The sequence below is a fragment of the Acinetobacter haemolyticus genome (assembly GCF_003323815.1).
GTDB lineage: Bacteria > Pseudomonadota > Gammaproteobacteria > Pseudomonadales > Moraxellaceae > Acinetobacter > Acinetobacter haemolyticus.
On record NZ_CP030880.1, the window covers coordinates 117,804 to 141,333 of the forward strand.

23 protein-coding genes are annotated in these 23,530 nt (G+C 37.6%); 12 read left to right on the top strand and 11 right to left on the bottom strand.

Going from position 1 to position 23,530, the window contains the following annotated elements:
- Positions 1–77 precede the first annotated feature (77 nt).
- Positions 78–1,931, top strand: coding sequence for a protein-disulfide reductase DsbD (gene dsbD, locus DS737_RS00560; protein ID WP_113996519.1), 1,854 nt, complete (start codon positions 78–80; stop codon positions 1,929–1,931).
- 2 nt (positions 1,932–1,933) lie between these two features.
- Positions 1,934–2,629: a glutathione S-transferase family protein gene (locus DS737_RS00565; RefSeq protein ID WP_113996520.1), complete on the top strand. Its 696-nt coding sequence runs from the start codon at positions 1,934–1,936 to the stop codon at positions 2,627–2,629.
- Between the two features lie 41 nt (positions 2,630–2,670).
- Here DS737_RS00565 and DS737_RS00570 read toward each other — a convergent pair whose 3' ends face one another.
- Both DS737_RS00570 and DS737_RS00575 read right to left on the bottom strand, forming a co-directional pair.
- Positions 2,671–3,858: a GGDEF domain-containing protein gene (locus DS737_RS00570; RefSeq protein ID WP_017396427.1), complete on the bottom strand. Its 1,188-nt coding sequence runs from the start codon at positions 3,856–3,858 to the stop codon at positions 2,671–2,673.
- 282 nt (positions 3,859–4,140) lie between these two features.
- On the bottom strand, positions 4,141–5,052 hold the full coding sequence (locus DS737_RS00575; protein ID WP_113996521.1) for an alpha/beta hydrolase: 912 nt from the start codon (positions 5,050–5,052) through the stop codon (positions 4,141–4,143).
- 189 nt (positions 5,053–5,241) lie between these two features.
- Between DS737_RS00575 and DS737_RS00580 the strand changes: the two genes are divergently transcribed.
- The gene (locus DS737_RS00580) at positions 5,242–5,679 is read left to right on the top strand and encodes a DUF2147 domain-containing protein (RefSeq protein ID WP_005087215.1); all 438 of its coding nucleotides are present in this window, start codon (positions 5,242–5,244) and stop codon (positions 5,677–5,679) included.
- Positions 5,680–5,742: 63 nt separating this feature from the next.
- On the opposite strand, the gene DS737_RS00585 is transcribed toward DS737_RS00580, so the two are convergent.
- Positions 5,743–6,093, bottom strand: a complete 351-nt coding sequence (locus tag DS737_RS00585) for an arsenate reductase (RefSeq protein ID WP_004641582.1) — start codon at positions 6,091–6,093, stop codon at positions 5,743–5,745.
- Positions 6,094–6,531: 438 nt separating this feature from the next.
- Positions 6,532–7,356 (bottom strand): exodeoxyribonuclease III, encoded by an 825-nt coding sequence (locus DS737_RS00590; RefSeq protein ID WP_008942133.1) that lies wholly within the window; start codon positions 7,354–7,356, stop codon positions 6,532–6,534.
- 41 nt (positions 7,357–7,397) lie between these two features.
- Between DS737_RS00590 and pyrE the strand changes: the two genes are divergently transcribed.
- Positions 7,398–8,048 (top strand): orotate phosphoribosyltransferase, encoded by a 651-nt coding sequence (gene pyrE, locus DS737_RS00595; RefSeq protein WP_075314386.1) that lies wholly within the window; start codon positions 7,398–7,400, stop codon positions 8,046–8,048.
- Between the two features lie 70 nt (positions 8,049–8,118).
- Here pyrE and ddlA read toward each other — a convergent pair whose 3' ends face one another.
- From ddlA to DS737_RS00615, 4 genes are all read right to left on the bottom strand, one after another.
- Complete coding sequence (ddlA, locus tag DS737_RS00600; protein ID WP_113996522.1) at positions 8,119–9,228, bottom strand: D-alanine--D-alanine ligase; 1,110 nt, start codon at positions 9,226–9,228, stop codon at positions 8,119–8,121.
- 440 nt (positions 9,229–9,668) lie between these two features.
- Entirely contained in the window at positions 9,669–11,333 is a 1,665-nt protein-coding gene (locus tag DS737_RS00605; protein WP_113996523.1) for a tetratricopeptide repeat protein, read from the bottom strand.
- Between the two features lie 8 nt (positions 11,334–11,341).
- Entirely contained in the window at positions 11,342–11,758 is a 417-nt protein-coding gene (locus DS737_RS00610; RefSeq protein ID WP_113996524.1) for a divergent PAP2 family protein, read from the bottom strand.
- 19 nt (positions 11,759–11,777) lie between these two features.
- On the bottom strand, positions 11,778–12,656 hold the full coding sequence (locus tag DS737_RS00615; protein WP_113996525.1) for a decaprenyl-phosphate phosphoribosyltransferase: 879 nt from the start codon (positions 12,654–12,656) through the stop codon (positions 11,778–11,780).
- A 26-nt stretch (positions 12,657–12,682) separates the two neighbouring features.
- Between DS737_RS00615 and DS737_RS00620 the strand changes: the two genes are divergently transcribed.
- Genes DS737_RS00620 through DS737_RS00630 form a run of 3 tightly spaced genes read left to right on the top strand, consistent with a single transcriptional unit; the run spans position 12,683 to position 15,154 of the window.
- Positions 12,683–13,096 (top strand): GtrA family protein, encoded by a 414-nt coding sequence (locus DS737_RS00620; protein WP_113996526.1) that lies wholly within the window; start codon positions 12,683–12,685, stop codon positions 13,094–13,096.
- The gene (locus DS737_RS00625) at positions 13,097–14,398 is read left to right on the top strand and encodes an FAD-binding oxidoreductase (protein ID WP_113996527.1); all 1,302 of its coding nucleotides are present in this window, start codon (positions 13,097–13,099) and stop codon (positions 14,396–14,398) included.
- Entirely contained in the window at positions 14,399–15,154 is a 756-nt protein-coding gene (locus DS737_RS00630; protein WP_113996528.1) for an SDR family NAD(P)-dependent oxidoreductase, read from the top strand.
- Between the two features lie 189 nt (positions 15,155–15,343).
- Here the strand turns inward: DS737_RS00630 and DS737_RS00635 are convergent, their stop codons facing one another.
- Positions 15,344–16,063 carry an SDR family oxidoreductase gene (locus tag DS737_RS00635; RefSeq protein WP_113996529.1) on the bottom strand — a complete coding sequence of 240 codons (720 nt, stop codon included), beginning with the start codon at positions 16,061–16,063 and terminating at the stop codon, positions 15,344–15,346.
- Positions 16,064–16,367: 304 nt separating this feature from the next.
- On the opposite strand from DS737_RS00635, the gene DS737_RS00640 reads away from it, so the two are divergent.
- Positions 16,368–18,143: a GmrSD restriction endonuclease domain-containing protein gene (locus DS737_RS00640; protein WP_113996530.1), complete on the top strand. Its 1,776-nt coding sequence runs from the start codon at positions 16,368–16,370 to the stop codon at positions 18,141–18,143.
- Between the two features lie 94 nt (positions 18,144–18,237).
- Here DS737_RS00640 and DS737_RS00645 read toward each other — a convergent pair whose 3' ends face one another.
- Complete coding sequence (locus DS737_RS00645; RefSeq protein ID WP_113996531.1) at positions 18,238–18,435, bottom strand: DUF3565 domain-containing protein; 198 nt, start codon at positions 18,433–18,435, stop codon at positions 18,238–18,240.
- Positions 18,436–18,888, bottom strand: coding sequence for a MarR family winged helix-turn-helix transcriptional regulator (locus DS737_RS00650; RefSeq protein WP_113996532.1), 453 nt, complete (start codon positions 18,886–18,888; stop codon positions 18,436–18,438). It lies immediately after the preceding gene.
- 179 nt (positions 18,889–19,067) lie between these two features.
- Here DS737_RS00650 and DS737_RS00655 point away from each other — a divergent pair, with 179 nt between their 5' ends.
- From DS737_RS00655 to murC, 4 genes are all read left to right on the top strand, one after another.
- Positions 19,068–19,550, top strand: a complete 483-nt coding sequence (locus tag DS737_RS00655; protein WP_113996533.1) for a glutathione peroxidase — start codon at positions 19,068–19,070, stop codon at positions 19,548–19,550.
- A gap of 227 nt (positions 19,551–19,777) precedes the next feature.
- Positions 19,778–20,722, top strand: coding sequence for a glutathione synthase (gshB, locus tag DS737_RS00660; RefSeq protein ID WP_113996534.1), 945 nt, complete (start codon positions 19,778–19,780; stop codon positions 20,720–20,722).
- A gap of 290 nt (positions 20,723–21,012) precedes the next feature.
- Entirely contained in the window at positions 21,013–22,071 is a 1,059-nt protein-coding gene (murG, locus tag DS737_RS00665) for an undecaprenyldiphospho-muramoylpentapeptide beta-N-acetylglucosaminyltransferase (RefSeq protein WP_008942140.1), read from the top strand.
- A 13-nt stretch (positions 22,072–22,084) separates the two neighbouring features.
- The gene (gene murC / locus DS737_RS00670; RefSeq protein ID WP_005088688.1) at positions 22,085–23,530 is read left to right on the top strand and encodes a UDP-N-acetylmuramate--L-alanine ligase; all 1,446 of its coding nucleotides are present in this window, start codon (positions 22,085–22,087) and stop codon (positions 23,528–23,530) included.

Genomic DNA, 23,530 nt, shown 5'->3' on the forward strand with positions numbered 1-23,530 from the left:
TCCATGTGACTTCTCAATCTCCCGTGAATCCCTGCATTTCTCATCGGGAGTATTGGGTTGATAAAAGAGAAATCTGAATGAAAATCTATGCTCAGGGTGGCTACAGTAGCGAACTGGTGCGTTACTTTCTTGGTAGTTTACTGTTGTTATGTGGGAGTTTTACCCACGCCCAAGAGAATCTTTCCGCGCAACTGTTAAATCCTGAGGATGCATTTGTATTTTCCGTAGAATCTTCTCGTACCGATCAAGCACGATTACATTGGGAAATTCAACCAGATTATTATTTATATCAGCATAAGTTTGAGGTGAAACAAGGCAATCAGCCTGTTGCTTTAAACTTACCTAAGGCGAAGGACCAATATGATGAAAATTATGGTCATAGCCAAGTGTACTATGATGAGCTTGCATTTGAGATTCCTACACAAGCATCTCAACACTATCAAGTGACATGGCAGGGATGTGCCAAAGATCGTATTTGTTATCCGCCACAAACAATCGCATTTGATACGGATGCCAATGGTCTTGTAAATACACAAAACCTCAGTCCAAACGCACAAAAGCGCTTTCTTGATGTCGCTCGCTCTGCCAATGCAATCAATACGCAACGACCAGATTTGGCAGATATTTCTGATCAAGAGCAAGCATCTGCAATAAGTTCATCCAATGCGGCAGGGCAAATGGCACAAGACCAAAAATGGTCGAGTCGTTTAGCACAGCATTCATTGTTGTATAGCATTGTTTTATTTTTAGGCTTAGGTATTTTACTGGCCTTTACACCTTGCTCACTCCCCATGCTACCGATTTTGACGTCACTTATTGTGCGTGAAAATAAAGGGGTTAAAGCTTGGGCAATAGCGCTGACTTTTGTAGTCAGTATGGCAATGATCTATGCTCTACTGGGGCTTATTGCTTCCGCTGCTGGGTTGAATTTCCAACGTTGGTTACAACAACCTGCCACCTTGATCGCATTTAGTCTGTTATTTGTGGTGTTTGCTTTAAATCTGTTTGGTTTGTTTGAATTGAAAATGCCACAGAAATGGGTAAATCGACTGGATCATTTGCAAGCCTCACAAAAAGGTGGGACGCTGGTCGGTGCGAGTGTCATGGGCATGATTTCGGCGTTATTGGTTGGTCCTTGTATGACAGCTCCTCTTGCCGGTGTATTATTATTTATTTCGCAAACACAGAACCAATGGCAAGGCGCATTATTGCTATTCACCTTGGGCTTTGGGATGGGGATTCCACTGTTATTGGCTACAGTTTTAGGTGCACGAGTATTGCCAAAAGCAGGGGAGTGGATGCATCAAATTAAGGTGATTTTTGCCTTTTTAATGTTGGCTTTGAGTCTTTACTTTATTCGTCCATTATTACCTGAGTTGGCATTACAAACTCTCAGTCTAATCCTTGGTTTAGCATTTATTATTTATGCCGCCTCTCGTTTGTTGGCACAGAACAGTAAACTGAAATGGCTTTATATTGTCTTATTGATGATCACGACACCTTGGTTTGTATTCAATCAATATCAACATATTCAAAATTTAAATTCAGTTCAGGCAGACAAACTAGCTGAATGGCATGTCGCCAAAACAGCAGATGAGTTTCAACATATTCTTGCCAATGCACCGAAAGATCGTGGGATTGTTATTGATGTATATGCTGATTGGTGTGTGGCATGTCAACCTATTGAACATCGTATTTTAAAAGATGCAGAAGTGCAGCAAGCTTTAGCGCCGTATTATTTAATTAAGTTGGACTTGAGTCAGTATGATGCTTCTCATCAAGCTTTGTTAAAGCAATGGGATATTTTAGGTCCACCCACTTATTTATTCTTAAACGCGCAACAACAAGAGCTTCGTTCATTACGTTTAACGGGTGCATTTAAAAAAACGGAGTTACTCCAACAACTGGCTTTATTTGAGGGGAAATCATAACGATGTATACGCTCTTTATTGGTAATAAAAATTACTCAACATGGTCAATGCGTCCTTGGATTTTATTAAAACAAGCAGGCATTGATTTTCATGAGCATTTAATTCAATTTGATAGCTTTGAACCAGACAGCCAGTTTAAGACAGAAATCTTAAAGCTCAATCCAACAGGAAAAGTGCCGACCCTAGTTGACGCAGGTATTACAGTTTGGGATAGCCTCGCAATTTGTGAATATGTAGCTGAGCAACACCCTGAGAAAAAACTGTTGCCGCAAGATCAGAAATTGCGTGCTAGAGCGCGTTGCATTAGCGCTGAAATGCATAGCAGTTTTCAAAACTTACGTAATCTTTGCCCGATGAATATTGAAGCTGATCTGACCCATATTGGTGAGCAATTGTGGGCTGAGCATGAGCAGTTGCGCGCTGAAGTTGCACGAATTGATCAGATCTGGTCAGAGCGTCCAAGTGAAGACAGCTTTTTATGTGGTGAGTTTAGTATCGCTGATGCATTTTATGCACCTGTAGTCATGCGCTTTGTGTGTTTCAAGCTCCCTGTCTCTGCATCAAGCCAAGCTTACATGCAAAAAATCTTGGCCTTGCCATCGGTTCGACAGTGGATTGCTGACGCGAAGCAAGAACAAATGTTTGTTCCTTTTGATGAGCCGTACCGTCAAAATCGTGACGTATATCTGCGGGATTAAATGACTGAGAATGTCGTGCAGAAGGTAATTTCCCTTCTGCATTACTCTGCCAAAAGATCTCCAAAAATCTGAATATTATTTCTTCCTGATGCTTTCACGGCATAAAGTGCTTGATCGGCCTGACTGACAACTAAGTGTGGTTCATTCGCATTGAGCGAGCTACTGATCCCAAAACTCGCACTAACAGAAAATTGTTGTTGATCCTCAGCAATAAAACACATGTCAGCAATTGCTAATCGACAACGTTCAGCAACATTCTTGGCTTGGATTGCTGTGGTATTGGGTAATAATAAAATGAACTCCTCTCCACCAAAGCGACCAATCAGATCCTGATCACGGACATTGTTTGAAAGGCACTTTGCCACATGCACCAAAACTTGATCGCCCATGCTATGACCAAATTCATCATTAATATTTTTGAAATGATCTAGATCAAGTAGCACCACCGAATAAAATGAATTTGGCTGTTTATTTAGTTTCTCCAAATGGTTACTAATACTACGTCGATTCATAACATTGGTAAGAGGATCAAGGCGACTAAGTGCTTGAATGGCAGTTTCGCGAGTACGCCATTGGGTCAGTAAGATCTCAAATAAGAATAAACAAGCGATTAAAATAGGCAGCAGGAAAAACAACATGCTCCCCACCCAAAATGGGTGCATCTCGGCTTGATTCAAAATCTTTGGATTAAACAATGGTGCGTACTGGAGCACACCATATAAACTTAAAATATTGCAGAATAACAGCGCAATTGTTGCAGGAATAAGTGCACAGTAAATCATTTTACGATTAAATAGGACTAAGCCAACAGCGACGACACTGACATAAACCACCATCGTGGCAGGGCTAAAGCTTCCAATTAAATAGCTGGTATGACACAGCAGTGCTGTAAACAATTGGACGGTTAAGATAGGAATAACTTCTGACGCCCAAGCCCGATCTTTAAAAAGATAACAGGGAACAATCAGACCCAAAAAAACAAAAAACATAATCAAATTGGTCCAAAGTTTAGACCAAATCAACGGTAAATTGACCCATTGCCATGTCACTGGATTGAGTAAGACCAGTACATCCCAAACGATCCCGAAAAGGGTCATAAAGGCAGCAAGGATCAGTAGCAGAATCGACTTCTTTAACATGTTCCAGTTGATCAGTGGTTCATGTTCCCAAAGCTGTGAGAAACTCCATTTCTCTCGATTCGCCGTCCTCTTAAAATGAATCTTCGTCATTGGCATGCATCCTTTTATGCAATGAGATTCCTAAGAAACTTTATAAATGTAAATTTGACATCAAAATGTTGATCAAATGCGTATATAACTAACAATAGCATCTTTGGAATGCGAAGAAAGTCTGCTTCTAAGCTTTGAGTGCAAATCAGAACGGGAAAAATTTTTAGAAAAATAGAGTATGATCTAAATAATCGATCAATTTTATTTTATGATGACAAAAATAAATTAAGTATGACAATGGTCAGCCATAGCTGACCATTTTTCACACAAAACCCAAAGGACTCAGTCACGATCAATCCGTTGTGCAAAAGTTGCAATATCTGCCAATGCTTGTTTTGCTTCTGGAAACCAAGCGTTGAACATTTGAAAATTATGCCACATGCCCGTATAGAGTTTGAAAATCACTTTAACATCGGCTTGCTCTGCTTTTTCGCGGAAACGCTTGGAATCATCTAATAAAATCTCTTTAGATCCGACTTGAACCAATGTTGGAGGTAAGCCTGTTAAATCATCAAATAAAGGAGAGACACGAGGATCATCAGCTTGAATATCTGCAGTCAGATAATGATTAATTCCCGCTTGTAAGGCTTCTATCGACAGTAATGCATCGTGTTTTTGATTAAAGCGTAGCGATTCACTGGTGAGGGTTAAATCCAAATAAGGAGACATTAAAATCAAGCCACTTGGCATCAGCTCAGGTTGTTGCTTTAAACGTAAGCACAGCGCGAGTGCAAGATTCGCCCCACAAGAATCACCTGAAATAATAATATCTTTAGGTTTAATCCCTTGCACCAGTAACGCTTGGTAAACATCAAAAATCGCATCAATCGCTTCAGGAAAAGGATGTTCTGGCGCTAATGGATAATCAATATGGATGACTTGCATTTGGGTACTGTCAGCGATATCGGTCATCAATGCCCGATGTGTATTGAGGCCGCCTAAGAAAAATGCGCCGCCATGTATATGGAAAATTAACTGTGTTGCTGTTGCTTTGGTTTTGATTTCCTCACCACGTACGCCAGCCAAACGTAGAGGACGGATTCGCGCATTTGGGTTTTGTGGGAATAAGCGACACAGTTGGTCTAATAGCGGACGTAAAGCATTCGGTGCTAAATTGAATTGACTTGGTGTCCGGATGGTCGCTTTGAGTAGGGATTCAGTAAAATAATATTTCCAAACAGTACCAAATTTCATAATTTTTCCATATTGTTAGAGCAGTATACAACTAAGAGAGTATTTGATTTTAAGACCTATACAATGGCGTTCTGTACGGTGTTTTGCACCTGATCAGGTTGTACCTAATAGTCACAATCAAGAATTGCAATATTGATGGAAGTTTTCAATACTCTTAGTCTTAAAAGACCCATTAAGGATATTACAAAAATGAAGAAAATTGCTTTAGCACTAGGATTGTTTAGTTTGACAGCATTTGCCAATGCAGCGGACGCATTACACGGTAGCGTGTGGCAAACGATTGACGATGAAACCAAGCAACCCAAAGCGATCGTCAAGTTTACTGAACAAAAGGACGGTTCATTATCTGCATCGATTCAGAAGTATTTAGTCCCAGGTCAGGAAAGTGTTTGTACGAAATGTGAAGGTCCATTTCATAACAAATCATTGAATGGCGTAACGATTGTACGTAACCTTAAAAATGTAGGTGGCGTAAATTATGATGGTGGTTCTATCGTAGATCCAAAAAATGGTAAAACTTATAAGCTTAAAGCAGAGCTTACCGATGGTGGTCAAAAGCTGAAATTACGCGGTTATATCGGCGTTGCAGCACTTGGTCGTAACCAAACTTGGGTGCGTTCTAACTAAGTTGATTAGTTGAATAAAAAAACCGAGTTCGCCTAATGTGAACTCGGTTTTTTAATGTCTATTCTAAGCCGATAGGTTTTGATACGTTGTTTCATCAAAGCCAATGATAAAACCTTGCGGGGTTTGTAATACAGGACGTTTAATCAAACTTGGCTGTGCAATTAAAGTCTCAATCAGGTTTTGCTCGCTACTGCTTGCATGCGCTTGTTCATCTGCTGTTAATTTACGCCATGTTGTACCTTTTTTATTAAGGACTTTATCTGCACCGATTTCCTTTAACCAAATCTCTAAAGTTTCAGCATCAATACCTTGTTTTTTATAATCATGAAACTGGTAATCAATACCCTTGGCTTGTAGTGCATCAAACGCTTTTTTCATCGAATTACAATTTTTAATACCGTAAATTTTAAACATATTCAAACCATCAAAAACAGTGAATCATCTTCCTCACAGCCTAACTGAAAAGCGATGTGATTTGCCAGCCGAATTTTTTTATTAAGTTGATCGATGTAGGGTATTAATAAGTATCAATCGAGTAGGTGATAAGTAGATTGGTTCTTTGTGCTAAATGCGAAGGGAAAATCAATAAAATTGTATATTCAGAAAAGAGAAAACCCGCATTTAATCATCCTGATCATGCGGGTCTCATTTCAACGTCCAATGTCTCATCCTTGCAAATAAACTTAAACTAAGTTTATTTTATCTTCCTACGGCGTCCTATCCCTTTGTGGTCATCCTGACCGCTTCCCTGTGCCGTGGTGCTATAATGCCGTCACAGTTGTTAAATAAAAATACACAAAAAGCGACATGATATGTAAGTTAAAGAAGCGGTCAAAGTGAACAACTGTTCACTTATTCGTGTATTTTGTAGTCAATAATCACAGGTGCATGGTCACTAAACCATTGTTCTTTATAGACCCATGCATTTGCGGTACGTGCTTTCCAATCTGGAGAGCATGCATGGTAGTCGATACGCCAACCGACATTTTTTGCGCGTGCTTGACCACGATTTGACCACCATGAATACAACTCTGCTTCAGGTCGTACTTCACGGAAGGTATCAACATAACCCAATTCATCATAAATATGATCCAGCCATGCACGTTCATGCGGTAACACACCTGATGACTTCTGGTTGCCTGACCAGTTTTTAATATCAATACGCTTGTGTACGATATTGTAGTCACCACACACGATGATTGATTTATTCTCGTCACGCCATTGTTTTAGTATTTTTGCGTATTCTTCGAGAAATATATCTTTACGTGCTTGGGCTTCATCACCACTTGATCCTGAAGGTAAGTATAACGAGGCAATATGAACAGGATGTGACAGTCCTAAATCAAATTCAGCGGTAATAAAACGACCTTGGGAGTCTGCCAGTTCGAAGCCTAAACCATTGGTGACTGAAACAAATGGTAGACGGCTATAGATGGCTGTACCTGCATAACCAGCACGTTCAGCAGGGAATAGGTGTGTGTACCAACCTTCTGGTTTAAATTTATCAGTCCATTGTTCATGAGTGATACGGCTTTCTTGCATACAGACCACATCCGCATCGGACTGTTCTAACCATTCCAAGAGTCCTTTGGTTACGGATGCACGCAGCCCATTCACGTTAATTGAAACGACTCGAAGAATTTTTACATCACTTGGATAGCTATCCTTTGGTATCATACGTCTGTTTAACCTCAATTGAAGAATTTGGAGCACCTTATATGACAACGCCTGTGTCATTTCATCCGCAAGCTTTTATCGAACTCGCATTATCACGTGGTGTGCTTAAATTTGGTGAGTTTACCTTAAAATCAGGTCGTGTCAGTCCTTATTTCTTTAACGCAGGTTTGCTCAATGATGGTGAAGCACTATCGTTATTAGCACAAGGTTATGCGGATAAATTGGTTCAATGTGACAATGTTGAAGTGATTTTTGGTCCAGCATACAAAGGTATTCCTTTTGTAGCAGCAACAGCAGTGGCGTTGTCTCAAGTACATGGTAAGAGTGTACCTTGGGGCTTTAACCGTAAAGAAGCCAAAGATCATGGTGAAGGTGGTGTATTGGTTGGTGCATCGGTTGCTGGTCAAAAAGTCTGGATTATTGATGACGTGATCACTGCGGGGACTGCGATTCGTGAAGTTGTGAGCATCTTGAAAAATGCGGGTGCGACGATTGCCGGAGTTTTGGTTGCATTAGACCGTCAAGAACGTGGTCAAGGTGAGCTTTCTGCGATTCAGGAAGTGCAAAAAGAACTGGAAATCCCTGTGCATGCTTTAATCACGATGAAAGATTTGATGGATTATTTGGATGCAAAAGGCGAGAAAGAAGCATTGGCAAATATGCAGGCTTATCGTGAAAAATATGGCATCTAAGTTTTAGATGGTAGAAAAGGAAGCGAAGGCTTCCTTTTTTGTTACTTGGTTTTGAACAGGAACAATATACTTACCCTATCTTATTTAAAGAGACTGTATTTTGTAGTTGAGCGCTATTTTCATGATGTTCAATTGCTAATTCTATTAAACGCGTAATGAGGTCAGAATAATTTAGCCCGCTCGCTTCCCATAGCTTTGGAAACATACTGATATTGGTAAAGCCTGGTAAAGTATTTATTTCATTAATAAAAATCTCCCCATCTTTTGTTAAAAAAACATCAACCCTTGCGAGCCCAGTGCATTCCAAAACCTCATAAGCTTTGATTGAGATATTTCTAATTTTTTGGCTGATTTCATCGGGTACATTTGCAGGTATCGTTACTGTTGCACCTTTATCATTAATATATTTTGTGTTGTAAGAATAGAAACTATCTTCAAGTTCAATTTCTCCACAAACACTTGCTGAAGGTTCATCGTTACCGATAACGGCGCACTCTATTTCCCTGCCATCAATTCCTTGTTCAATCAGTATTTTATTGTCGTAATTGAATGCCGTATCTATGGCCGTTTCAAACTCATCTTGAGAAGTTACTTTACTCACACCTACTGAAGATCCTTGATTAGCAGGTTTTACAAATAAGGGACAGCCAAGCTGAGAGCTTGCAATATCAAAATTTATTTTGTTTCTATCTTTTTTCGTTAATTTGATAAACGGTGTGATATTTAACCCCGCATCTCTTAAAAGCCTTTTTGTTATATCTTTATCCATACACATGGCGGAACTGAGTACTTGAGAACCAACAAATGGTAGGTTCACCATTCTTAATAATCCTTGCAGAGAACCATCTTCGCCAAGTGTTCCGTGAACGATAGGAAAAATTACATCCAATTGTGATAGAGTTTTGTTTTGAAACTCAATAATCTGTTTTTCATTTTTACCGGGGATAAACGCAATATTTCGCCCTGATTGATGCAATGCAATTAGAGATGGGTTATCTGAATTTAATAAAAAATGAGTACTTTCATTGAGATGCCATATTCCATTTTTATCAATACCGATTAATGTCACATCATATTTTTCTGGATCTATAGCATCAACAATATTTCTTGCAGATTGAAGAGATACTTCATGCTCGGTAGATTTTCCTCCAAATATAATGCCAATATTTTTCTTCTGCATATCTATATTTCCTTGGGTATTTATATAGTTTCGATTTAAAACCAAACCCTAATTTACCTTTTAATGATGTAACATCATTATTAAAATTTGTTTCGTTTAGCTAAATTGGGAATGAGATGTATCTCAAATTCTATGTGGTTTATTTCGCTTACTCAAGAAATTTAGATCTATAGTCTCAGGTATTATAGCTTTTAGAATAATTTTATTTACTAGGTGAGGTGATGCAATTAAAAAACTAAAAATTGTTGATTAAATTAGCTTAGAATATATTTGTTAGCTAGAGTATTGTATAAAAGTATGAGAAAACTATCAAGGTGATAGATTTTTTTGGGACGTAGATTAATTTTATAAATAAACCAATGATTCAATTTCTTGAACCATTGGTTTTGATGTAAATACCAGTAAATTAATGGATGAAATATAATTGAATTCTTGTTATTTTACCATTTTACATATTTAAGTTGATGCAATGCTGGTGAAAAATTATAATTTTCAGCTTTTTTAAACCAATACCTAGCTTTATTTTTATCTTTATCTAGTCCATTTAAGCCTCTTAGATAACTAATCCCAATATTATACATCGCCGTTGCGGATCCTTTATTTGCAGCTCTAATATATAAAGATAAAGCCTTATCATAGTTTTTGTCTACACCAAGACCATTTGAATAAAAAACGCCTAAATTGTTAAGGGCTTCTGGACTAGCCTTACTGGCTTCATTTAATAAAGAAAAACTTTTTTCATAATTTATATCTTTTTCTCCACCCTTTATATGAATCATTGCTAAATTATTTTTAGCAAATACATTGCCTTTTTTAGATTCATGTTCATACCAGCTTAAGGCTAAATCAATATTTTTATATTGATTAAAATCTCGCTCTATTTCCCATCCTTTAATATCTTTGTTTACCTCAAATAGCTGACTCTTTGTATCTGCTGGAAAGTTAACTTTGGTTAGAATTTCTGTTGATACACTGGTTGTTGAAAAGCCACCTTTACTGTCTAAACTAGGGAATAGATTAACTACACCTAAGGCACCAATTAATAAAGAAATCAAACCATATGCTAGAACATTTTTCTTTTTTTCAATAAGATAATTTTTTATTTCTAGATTGTTTGTTTGTTCGGAAATAATTAAATAAAAGCTTAATATACTTAAGTTAAAAAATGCTAGTGCTATCCATCTAAAATAATCAAATGCGATTATAGATAAGCTAATTGGTGTTAAACAAATGATGAAAATGTAAGAGTTATTTATGTTTTCAAATACTTTCTTAAAGAAGCAAATTGTAGGGTAAAGATATAATAAGGAAAGAATAATGTAAATATATGTTTTATTATTCATCATTGAATAATAACTGACAATGATATTCTCGATGTTACTTAATCTAGTGGTTCTAACGGCATAGTAATTAAACTTTTCTAGGTCTTTGTATTTTTCAATAATTAGATTTGCATGATGTGCATCAATTTTTCCAAAAAAAATCATACTTAATAAAGCAAAAAATAGAAATGAACTTAGCAATAAAGTAATAGGTTTATTCTTGAACTTTAAATAGAATATTAATATTGTGGTGGGAATGAAAATTATTAAAGAAGCCTCATGAATAAGTGCTGAGAATATAACTGTAAGGCTTATAAGAAAAAAAGATAAGTAAAATTTATTTGTCTTTATAATACAAATTACACTAAGTAATTGCATAATTTGTATGATTTGATCAAATCTACCTAACTCAAGTATCCACTGAGTGGCTAAAAAAGGTAGAAACATTAGGGATGAAAGATATACGGCCTTATTTTTATCTATATTGATATGGTTTAATGACTTAATGGCTAAGTATGTAAATAAGTAAAATAAGATAATTAGAATAATAAATGCAATCGCTCTTATAGATCGATAACTATAGTCTAAATTAAAGAAAGAAATTAGCTCGCCAGGAAGAGCTCTTCTCATAAACCCATAGTCATAATTAAACAACCAAGAGGTATATAAATAATCATCAATTTTTAATGAAAAGCTAAATTCTCCAGCCCTAAAAAATACTATTATTGCCAATAAAATAAGTAAGTATAAGCTAATTTTCAATCTACTAATAACGAACAACATTGATTATCCTACAGCGTATTAGCAACTAAATATGCAACAAAGCAACCAACTAGTACACCTGCCAAGATCTCAATCTTTGTGTGCCCCATACGTTCTCTAAGCTGCTTATATTCAGGTATATCCTTAGCTAAATGATTAATAGCCACTGCATGTTTACCAATCGCACGTCTTAAACTATTTGCATCTAATAGAACAATAAATGCGAGTGTGAGTGCGACTCCAAAAGCAGGCGTATCAATTCCTTCTTTAAGGGCAATAAGAGCAGCCATACTACTTACAATGGCACTATGATTACTTGGTAACCCACCATAGCCAATTAATCCAAAAGCCAGTTTTTTTGCTTTAATGGAATTAATAAGAAATTTTAGACAGCCAGCAACTAACCAAGCCAAAAATGGGGTAATAAGGTAAATATAATAGTTCACAAGATAATCCAAAATAAAATTAAGCTGGCCATAATGTCCAAACGCAACATGTTATCCATAAAACAACAGTTAATAAAATTTGCCAATCTTGAACAATTACGTCAGTTGGAGATTCCCCACCTTTTAAAGTTTCAACGATAAACCAGTAACGAAATAATCCAAACATTACAAACGGGATTGTAATGATGAGTTGTGGCTGTACTGCCATTGTATATAAACTATAAAAAATGATTGCAGTAATTGCAGACATACCTGCAAATCGGTCAATCAAACTTACTGAATAGTGTGCAAGTACACCACGTCCTTGTGAACCGCTTTGCACTAATTCTTGACGGCGTTTAATCGAAGCTAGATAAAGTGAAATACTTAATGTAGTAATAAACATCCAATCAGAGACAGGCACAGCAAGAGCTACAGCACCTGCATATACACGTAATACAAAACCAAAGGCTACAATAAAGATTTCAATAACAGGTTCATGCTTTAGTTTAAAGGTATAGGCCCAATTTAGCAGTAAATATACGATGATCACGTAGATTACTTGAGGAGCAACGAACCAAGAAAATCCTAAGGCAATATAAATCAAAGTTAATAAAACAATTGCACTTTGTGGGCTCACCTGACCTGAGGCTAATGGGCGTTTTAGTGATTTTTCAGGGTGCGCCCGATCTTTTTCTATATCCTTTAAATCATTAACAATATAGACTGCTGAAGCAGCTAAGCAAAATAGAAATGCCGCAAATAATACGGAATAAATAGACCCTAAATGTAAAAACTCACCTGCAAAGATTAAGGGTGCAAAAACAAAGCTGTTTTTGAGCCATTGTTTGGGTCTTATTAGTTTAATTAGTCCAGGTATTTCTGCTAGAAAAGACCGTTCTTCTGCTATATCATACATTTGTTTTTCAGCGCTATTAAATATAAATGATGGATTCAATTAAGCTCGCATTGCTCTATACAGCTTTTGCTATAATTGCAACGTTTTGCAATATTGTAGCACAAGATATTTCTAGTTACATTTACGTTGGAAATTTTTATATTTTTATTTCAATCGTTATTGGTACAGGTGTAGGCCTAGTAGTTAAATATATCTTGGATAAAAAATATATTTTTAAATATAAAACACAGAATACTAAACATGATGGACAGGTTTTTATGCTTTATACCATCATGGGTCTCTTTACTACGATTATTTTCTGGGGGTTTGAGTTTGGCTTTCATATCGCTTTCGAAACTAAAGAAATGCGTTATATGGGTGGAATAATCGGTCTGATGATTGGCTATATATGTAAATATTACCTAGATAAACATTTTGTTTTTCGTAAGGTTGAGGCATAAATGAAAACAATACAGGCCTGGGGTAAGCTTTCTAATTCTGAACATCACGTTATTCCTTTAATAACACCTACACAAGCATTCAAACAAATACGACAAAGTACGTTTCCAGGCATTGCGCATGGCATGGGGCGTAGCTATGGTGATGTCGCATTAAATGGTAATGGTCTTTTATGGCTGACGACAGCCATGAATCATTTGATTTCTTTTGATTTAAATACTGGAATTTTACATTGTGAAGCGGGTGCGACGTTACAAGATATTCACAGAACACTCATTCCGCAGGGCTGGATGTTACCTGTAACACCAGGAACACAAATGATCACTGTCGGTGGGGCCATTGCAAATGATGTACATGGCAAAAACCATCATGCTTTTGGTTCTTTTGGTGATCACGTTCTATACATTAAATTAATGCGTACTGATGGCGAAATTATCGAGTGTTCAAAAACTGAAAGAGCAGATTGGTTCTATGCAACTTTGGGTGGAATTGGTCTAACAGGAATAATTTTAGAAGCAACGATTCAGTTACGTCCGGTTCGAAGTTCATGGATTCACTCAGAAACTATTCCTTATCACAATTTAGATGAGTTTTTTGCACTCTCTGATTCATCTGAAACAGATTGGGAACATACAGTCTCTTGGATTGATTGTATGAATGGAGGGAATGCCAAAGGACTTTTTACACGAGGAAATCTGGCGAATGAGTCTACTCAAATAGAACCTAAAATTAACGATAAAACATTTCCAATCACTCCTCCAATCTCATTAGTTAATAAACTCAGTTTACCTGTTTTTAACTTTGCCTATTTTCATGGGAATTCGCTCAAAAGACAGCCGCAAATCGTACATTACGAGCCATTCTTTTATCCGTTAGACGCCATGCATGAATGGAACAAAATGTATGGGCCCAAAGGGTTTTATCAATATCAAAGTGTGGTCCCGAAAGAGATTGGTAAAGAAGTCACTCAAGAGATGTTAAACACTATAAAAAAATCAGGTGAAGGCTCATTTTTAGCGGTATTAAAAACCTTTGGTGATCGTGAATCTGGGGGATTACTCAGCTTTCCAAAATCTGGCGTTACTCTGGCGTTAGATTTCCCTAATCGAGGGGACAAAACGTTAAAGTTATTAAATGAATTGGATCATATTGTACAGCAAGCACAAGGCCGCCTTTATTTGGCCAAAGATGCGCGTATGCCAAGATCAGTATTTGAAGCGGGCTATCCACGTTTTACTGAATTTTTAAAATATCGAGATCCAGGCATAAGCTCGGAAATGTCTCGTCGTCTATTAGGGGCTTAAATGTCAAACCAATCCAAAATCTTAATTGTAGGCGGGACGTCCGCTATTGCTGAACATTGCGCCAGACTCTGGCTTAAGAAGCAGCTGTGTGAAGTTATTTTGTTAGGTCGAGATCAAGATAAATTGCAGCGTGTTGTTAATGATCTTAAAGTTCGTACGCCGCAGGCAAACATTCAATTTCAGACTGTCGATTTTTTAAATGCGACTGCCATTCAGGATTGTATTGATGCCATTAGTCAACAGGGAAAAATTGATATTGCTCTAATTGCTCATGGTAATTTACCAGACCAAGAGCGATGTCAAAATGATTTATCTCAATGCCAACAGGCAATCGAAGTCAATGCAATCTCACCTGTTCTATTCACTGAGATTATTGCGAAACATATGATTGAACAGAATCATGGAAAATTGGCAGTAATTGGTTCAGTCGCTGGTGACCGTGGTCGTAAATCAAATTATGTGTATGGTGCATCGAAAGCGCTGATTGATAAATATCTGCAAGGATTACAACATCGCCTAGCCTTAACGGGCTCTGCTGTCACAGCAACTTTAATTAAACCGGGCCCGACAGCAACTCCTATGACGGCTGGGATATCTGGTAAAGGCAAGCTTGCCTCGCCTGAACAAGTCGCAAGTGATATTGTGCAAGGAATTGATAAAGGTAAATTAACAGTTTATACGCCAGGTAAATGGGCGATCATTATGATGATTATCCGAAATTTACCTTTCTTTTTATTTAGAAAAATGGACATATAACTTATTTATAACTAAAAAGCTCAATCATATATTGGGCTTTTTAACTTATGGGTGTTTATCTAGAATCTTTATACAACGTCGGCACTCCAACATCGCCTTTAGTTTCTGATTACATTTTTGTTCAGTTAAAACCTAATGACGATTTGTCATGAAGTATCATTTATATAATCACAGCTTAATGCGTAAAAACTAAACATTCTGATCTAACATCGCAGGCATAAGTATTTCCTTTACACAGGCAGCTTTACTGGTTGAAATAATAAAATTAATTGCATGAAGAACATCTGTCAAAGGAATTAAGGAATATTCCGTTTCTTCTAAAATTTCTTCAACAGGTTTTTCAATCTCATATTCACTGGCAAGGTAGCCTAGATTAAGCACACTCACTCCAATTAAATGTTCACGTAAGATTTCTCTGAGGGATTGTGCAATACCTCTTAATGCAAATTTGGTGGCGGAGAAAACAAGTTCTTTGCCGTTATGATTTTCAACACCCCAAGTTGAACCGATCAGAATGATTTTGGCATTGTCAGAGCATTTCAAATTTTCAAGCAATGATTGAATGGATTGGATACAAGTAGTGATATTGGTATTAATGATTTGGTTGATTTCAGCGGCAGAAACATTTTCAAAATTATAGTTTTCGCTAAATGCCTGTTGTTCCCAAATGCCCACGTTGTAAATCAGCACATCAACTTTTTGCTGTCCAATTGCTGTTTTTACGTCACTTACAGCTTGTTCAGATTTGGATAGATTAGTACAGATCCAGTTTAAATTTGGAATTTTTTGCGGTTGAGTTCGAGACACGCCATAGATGGTATCTGTTGACTTTGGCACAGCTTGAACAATCGCTTTCCCTAGTCCTTTACTGACCCCGTAAATGAGAAAGGTTTTATTCGAATCGCTCATCAATCTTTCCAAGTATTCAAGATTATGATGCAACTATAAAAGCTCGAGTTGGCTTGAGGTCAAGGATTAAGTTTAATTATTAGGAAAAAATAAGAGAGAGTTCCGTGTTTAGTTTAACTCATCGAATATTGGAAATAATGATTGAAAAATAAGGGTGGAACGTGAAAATCAATAAAAAGCCGTTCCAATGTGCTGAACTCTAGAACGGCTTAATTTAAGATATTGATGCGAAAAGGAAAAATTTAAGCATTGCGCATAAGGCGTATTATGTTAATTTTAGAAAAATTTAAGGGTAAGAGTAATAATGATTGAATCTCCAAGAGGTATGACAATTATGGAAGCTTATGAACTTTATAGAAATAATAAGCTTACTATTAATAGAAGATATCAACGAAAATTAGTTTGGAGCCAAAAAGAAAAAAAATCTCTGATTGACTCTATCCTTAAGCAGTACCCTGTACCTCTTATATTATTAGCTTCGAAAGATGAAAAATATGAAATAATTGATGGGATGCAACGCTTAAATGCGATCTTTGGATTTATTGAAAATCACTTTCCTATAGATATTGATTCTGAAGAAAAATATTTTAATATTCCTGATTTTACATATGCTCAAACTCAAGTTAATAAAGGGATAGTAGAACGAAAAGTAGATGTTCTAAATCTTACACAAGAAGAAGTTGCTAGTTTTATTCAATACCCATTTCCCGTCACTATCTTTAAAACAGCTAGTACTAGTGAAATTAATGAAACTTTCCGAAGAATTAATTCAACTGGTAAAAAGTTATCCCCTCAGGAAGTTAGACAAGCAGGAAACGTATCTAAATTTTCTCTATTAGTTCGCGACATAGCTTCTGAGATTAGAGGAGATGTATCGAGAGAAATTTTATTACTTCAAGATATGCCTGAAATCAGTATTGACTCTAAGCTATCTAAGCATCAATACGGCATTAATGCTGAAGAAACTTTTTGGTGTAAACAGGGTGTCTTAAACATTACTGATCTCAAACAAAGTGCAGATGAACAGTTAATAGCTGACATCATATTATCAGTTGTGTTAGAAAATCCTTTCCCTGCAAGCGGGAAAGAGTTTGATAATTACTATGGTAGTGGTGAAACAGATAAATCAAATGACTTAGATATAAAAATTAATGCTTTAGGTGTAGAAAACATTCGTACTGATATATTAACTGTTTACTCTGAAATAATTAATGTAGTTGAATATAATTTTGATAATGAAAGACTTAAGAATATTTTAAATCCTAATGCTGGAGGTAATCCAGTTAAAGAAGATTTCTATACTTTATATATGGCATTTTATGACCTAATAATACATGAAAATAAAATGCCTTTTGATTATAAAGGAATAAAAAATGCATTGTTCAATATTCATTCTAAATTAGTTAGATCAAGAAACTATACAACCACTTCAGATCGAGAAAAAAATATCGATGTATGTAAGGGATTAATTCAAAGATTTTTTAAGAAATCCACAGATAATTTCAGAAAATCCACATCTTTTGTTATTGATTTTAAAGCATATTTAATGAGATCAAGAACTGAGTCTGCACTTTATGATTTTAAACAAGGATTTTATACACTTAACCCTAAGCAGAGAGATTTTAGCACCGAATTTTTCAATAAAATTTTAGAGAGCCTCACTGCTTTAGCAAACTTAGGAAAAAATAAAACTGGGTATCTATTTATTGGTGTTACAGATAATGAAAAAGATACTTTACAAGTAGAAAAACTAGATAATTTAAGTGATATTCCTAGAGTAAATAGTTTTGGAATTGTCGGGTTGGAAAGGGAAGCAAAGCTAAAAGGAGTCTCTTTAGATACTTATATTGCTCATATTACTAAATTGATCAATTCATCAAATTTAGATGAGTCATTAAAAACAAATATAACGAAAGAAATTACTCCTATCACCTACGGTGAAAATACTGTTTTAATGATTCCAGTGAAAAATGGTGATGAGCCTGTATATCTTAACGATGTATTGTATGAACGAGTTGGTGCTCAAACTTGTGAAGTAAAAGGTGCCAAACAAAAAGAAATTTTTAAATTATTTAATTAAAGGTTTTTTATAGATTCAACATTCTTGATTAAAGCTATTGTTCTAATAAGATATGTTGAATCTAATTTTATAATTCTATTTAACACAAAACCGCTTATCCAGATTTTATTTCCTCGCACTTCTTACATTCCAACATCACCCCTAACTTTTCCTTACGACCTTGTTCAGTCAACACCCAAGGGCGATTTTGCCACGGTGGATCATGGCGCACATGCTGCTTATGACCACAAACGAGATCAGCAATCCAATGGTTCTCTTCATCGAGGTGAAAACCAACAATGGCTTGTTGCATTTATTCACCCATATTTTCAAGTTTAGAATCCTCTAAACCCTTTAAAAAACGATGGCATAAATTATGAATCGCCACCAAATCATTCGGATCGACACCCAAAGAGCAGGCGAGTTTAAAAGGAATTAACGTAATTTCATCTTTTGCAGCGAGTGCTTTTTCAAGCAAGATCACTTTCTTCATGCGCTCATCTTCTTTAACCGCAACGCGCTTTAAAAATTGCTTTTCTTCGAGTTTTTTAATAATCGGCGTCAGCGTGCCCGAATCAAAAAAGGTCTTTTGACCGATTTCAGACAAAGTCACATTGTCTTTTTCGTATAAAGCCAGCAGCACAATAAACTGCGGATAGGTCAGGTCGTATTCCTGAAGCAAGGGACGATATTGACGAATCATCGCATTGGTCGCGGAATACATCGCAAAACACACTTGATTATCCAAGTAAGAAATTTCGGTCATGCTTAGCTCCTGAACATCGTTTTTGCTAGGTGACAGTATAGTTTGGAAATGAATAAAAGTATATTGCGCATAATTAACTTGCACACAAGATAATTGTGTGCAATATTGATATTAGCAGCTGAACAAATGCAAACAGCGATTAGGTAAATAAGATTGATTGAATCAGAGTGAGATGTTGTATGACCACAATTTATGATTTTCAGGCACAATTGTTAGAGGGCGAGCAAAAGAACCTTGCAGACTTTCAAGGCAAAGTTTTATTGGTGGTAAACACTGCAAGTCAGTGTGGCTTAACTCCACAATTTGAAGGACTTGAAAAGCTATATCAAGATTATCAACAGCAAGGTTTAGTGATTTTAGGCTTTCCATGTAACCAGTTTGCTAACCAAGACCCATCAAGCAATGAAGAAATTGGTAGCTTCTGTCAGCGTAACTATGGCGTATCATTTCCAATGTTTGCCAAAATTGATGTAAATGGCTCAAATGCACATCCGATTTATAAATACCTTACCTCAGAAGCTAAAGGTATTTTAGGTAGTGAAAGCATCAAATGGAATTTCACCAAGTTTTTGATTAACCAAAATGGCAAAGTGATCAAGCGTTATTCTCCAACCACCAAGCCCGAAAAAATTGGCAAAGATATTCAAAAACTTTTGGCTTAATTTGAACCTGAAATCGAATGCTGTACGAATTACTGGTGATGTGCTCATTCGCCAGTAATTTTTTTTATTTATAATGAAAGATAAAAATCTTCTTTAAAATAAACCTGATGTAGTCATCTGAATCAATTGGAATTTTTGGGGGTTTAAGAATTACACAACTTGTTGCACGATCAGCGACGAACTTCGATATACTTTTTGCCAAGATTTAAAAATACGAGCGTCAGATTATGCGTGTACTTGTCGTGATGGACCCAATAGAAACGGTGAATCTCAAGAAAGATTCCACGATGGCAATGTTATGGGCGGCTAGTCGTCGCGGACATGAGCTGGGTTATGCATTACAACACGATTTATATATCGACCAAGGTAAAGCGTTTGGTTTGATTGCACCGCTTAAAGTCTTTGAAGATTACGATCATTATTATGAGTTGGGTGTGCAGCGCAAAGAGTCATTGGCTGACTATGATGTGGTATTGATGCGTAAAGACCCACCATTTGATATGAACTTTGTCTATACCACTTATATCTTGGAACAAGCTGAACGTGAAGGCGCGTGGATTATTAACAAACCGCAATCGCTGCGGGATTGTAATGAAAAGCTGTTTGCGACCCAATTTCCAGAGTTACAAGTGCCAACTCTAGTCACGTCACAGCAAGGTCTAATTCGCGAGTTTATTACTGAGCATGGCGATGTGATTGTAAAGCCACTTGATGGCATGGGGGGGATGGGAATTTTCCGTTTGTATCAAGATGGTGTGAATATCGGTTCGACTTTAGAAATGTTGACTGATTTGGGTACACGCCCAATCATGGCACAACGTTATATTCCAGAAATTGTTGAAGGGGATAAGCGAATCTTGATGGTCAATGGTGAGCCAGTGCCTTATTGTTTGGCGCGAATTCCGCAAAATGGTGAAGTGCGTGGTAATTTAGCGGCAGGTGGTTTGGGGCAGGCGCGACCACTCACTGAAAATGATAAATTGATTGCGGCAAAAGTCGGTCCTTTCTTGCGTGAAAAAGGTTTGGTTTTTGTCGGTTTAGATGTGATTGGTAATTATGTCACTGAAATTAATGTGACCAGCCCAACCTGTATTCGTGAGATTGATGCGCAATATGGTACTTCGATTGCGGATGATCTTTTTGCTGTGCTCGAAGCGGGTCGTACACACTAAAAAATGAGGGGCTGAAATGTTAACAGCCCCTATATTTTTGACCGAATTGCCCATGTGAATTTTTACCGAACTTGGTACTAAATAGGCAATTCAATGTAGACATCATCGTGTTTTTAGCAAACAATTGAAAAAAGCCGAGCTTTCTGTTGTAAACAAGTGAAATTCGCTTTTCGTGAATGAAGCTTTAGGATTAAAATAACGCCCGAAAACAATAGACGATAACCTTCTTTTTTGAGTTGAAGAATTAGACCGTGACCAATTCACCACACAACAAACCTAAACATGTCTTGATGATGGCTGCAGGTACTGGCGGACATGTTTTTCCTGCACTTGCTGTTGCCAAACAACTTCAACAAGAAGGCTGTCAAGTCTCGTGGTTAGCAACGCCTGCGGGAATGGAAAATCGGTTGCTCAAAGATCAAAATATTCCAATTTATCAAATTGATATACAAGGTGTGCGTGGTAATGGTTTACTGCGTAAGCTCAGCGCACCGTTTAAAATTTTAAAAGCAACATTCAGCGCGATGCGCTACATGAAGCAGCTCAAGATTGATGCGGTTGCTGGTTTTGGTGGTTATGTCGCAGGTCCAGGGGGATTAGCTGCACGTATTTTGGGTATTCCTATTTTAATCCATGAACAAAATGCGATTGCAGGTTTTACCAATACCCAATTGGCACGTATTGCCACAACCGTGTGTCAGGCTTTTCCAAATACTTTCCCGACCAGTGATAAAGTGGTGACTACGGGAAATCCTGTCCGCGCTGAGATCACTGCAATATTAAATCCTTCATGGCGCTACCAAACCCGTGAACAAGAACAGCAAGCACTGAATATTTTGATTGTTGGGGGATCGTTGGGAGCACAAGCGCTGAATGAGCGATTGCCTGAAGCCTTAAAAAAGGTCAATGTATCTTTGAATGTGTTTCATCAATGTGGTCAAAACCAACAAGATGCAACGCGTGCACGTTATCAGGATGCCCCTGAAGGTCTAAATGTTACGGTTGAACCATTTATTCATGATATGGCGAAAGCCTATAGTGAAGCAGATTTGATTATTTGTCGTGCAGGTGCTTTAACTGTAACTGAGGTGGCAACTGCGGGACTTGCAGCAGTTTTTGTTCCTTTACCAATCGCGGTCGATGATCACCAAACAGCAAATGCAAAATTTTTAGCAAATGTGGGGGCTGCCAAGATTTGCCAGCAAGCGGAGATGACACCAGCGGCTTTGGATGAGTTGTTTGGGCATCTACTCAACCGCCAGCTACTTTCTGAAATGGCAATCAAAGCACGTCAACAGGCGCAACCAAATGCAACGCAGCATGTGGTTGATCTGATTCAAAAATTGTAATTCGAGTTTATTTATGTCTCCAACAAGTCCAAACCAAGCCAAAAAGCTGATTAAAGTGCCAGAAATGCGCCGTATTAAACATATCCACTTTGTTGGTATTGGTGGTGCGGGGATGTGCGGTATTGCTGAAGTGTTGAGTAACCAAGGCTATAAAGTGTCTGGTTCAGATATCAAAGCTTCGAAAACTACGGCACAGCTCGAAGCGAATAACATTAAAGTTTATATCGGTCACACTGCTGACAATATTAAACATGCTGATGTACTGGTGGTGTCGACGGCGATTGATCCTGAAAATCCTGAAGTAAAAGCAGCGATTGAGCAACGTACTCCGATTGTGCGTCGTGCTGAAATGTTGGGTGAGCTCATGCGTTATCGTCACGGGATCGCAGTTGCAGGGACACATGGCAAAACCACGACTACCAGTTTATTAACCACGATGTTGGCGGAAGGCAATCTCGACCCAACCTATGTGATTGGTGGATTGTTGAATAGCACAGGTGTCAATGCAGCGCTGGGTGATAGCCGTATCATTGTGGCTGAGGCGGATGAATCAGATGCATCGTTCCTGTATTTACAGCCAATGGCAGCGATCGTGACCAATATTGATGCGGATCACATGGATACTTATGAAGGTAGTTTTGATAAGTTAAAAGATACGTTTATTCAATTCCTTCATAATTTGCCGTTCTATGGTTTGGCTGTTGTTTGTGGTGATGATGCCAATATTCGTGAGATTTTACCGCGAGTTGGTCGCCCAGTCTTAACCTATGGTTTCGATGAAGATAATGATATTCGTGCAATCGACGTTGAGCAGGATGGCATGCGTTCACATTTCACTGTGTTGCGCAAAGATCGTGAGCCACTACGTGTGACCGTGAATCAGCCCGGTTTACACAATGTGTTGAATGCGCTTGCAGCAATTGGTGTGGCAACAGATGAAGGCGTTTCTGATGACGCAATCTGCCGTGCATTGGCTGGGTTTAGTGGCGTCGGGCGTCGTTTCCAAGTTCAGGGTGAGTTTGAAGTGGGCGATGGCCTCGTGAAGTTGGTTGATGACTATGGTCATCATCCAAAAGAAGTTGAGGCGACGATTAAAGCAGCACGTGCCAGTCATCCAGATCGTCGTTTGGTGATGTTGTTCCAACCGCATCGTTATAGCCGGACACGCGATTGTTTTGATGACTTTGTGGAAGTGCTGTCACAAGTGGACCAATTGTTATTATTGGAAGTTTATTCGGCAGGTGAAAAACCGATTGTTGGCGCAGATAGTCGAGCATTGGCACGCAGTATACGTTTGCGTGGTGAGGTTGAACCGATTTTGGTTGACCCTGTTGATGGAAATTTACCGAGTGTTCTACAAAAAGTGTTACAAGGCAATGACCTGTTATTAACACAAGGTGCGGGTAACGTTGGTGCAATTTCGGTAGAATTGGCTCAGCATCGTCTGTATGCCGAATAA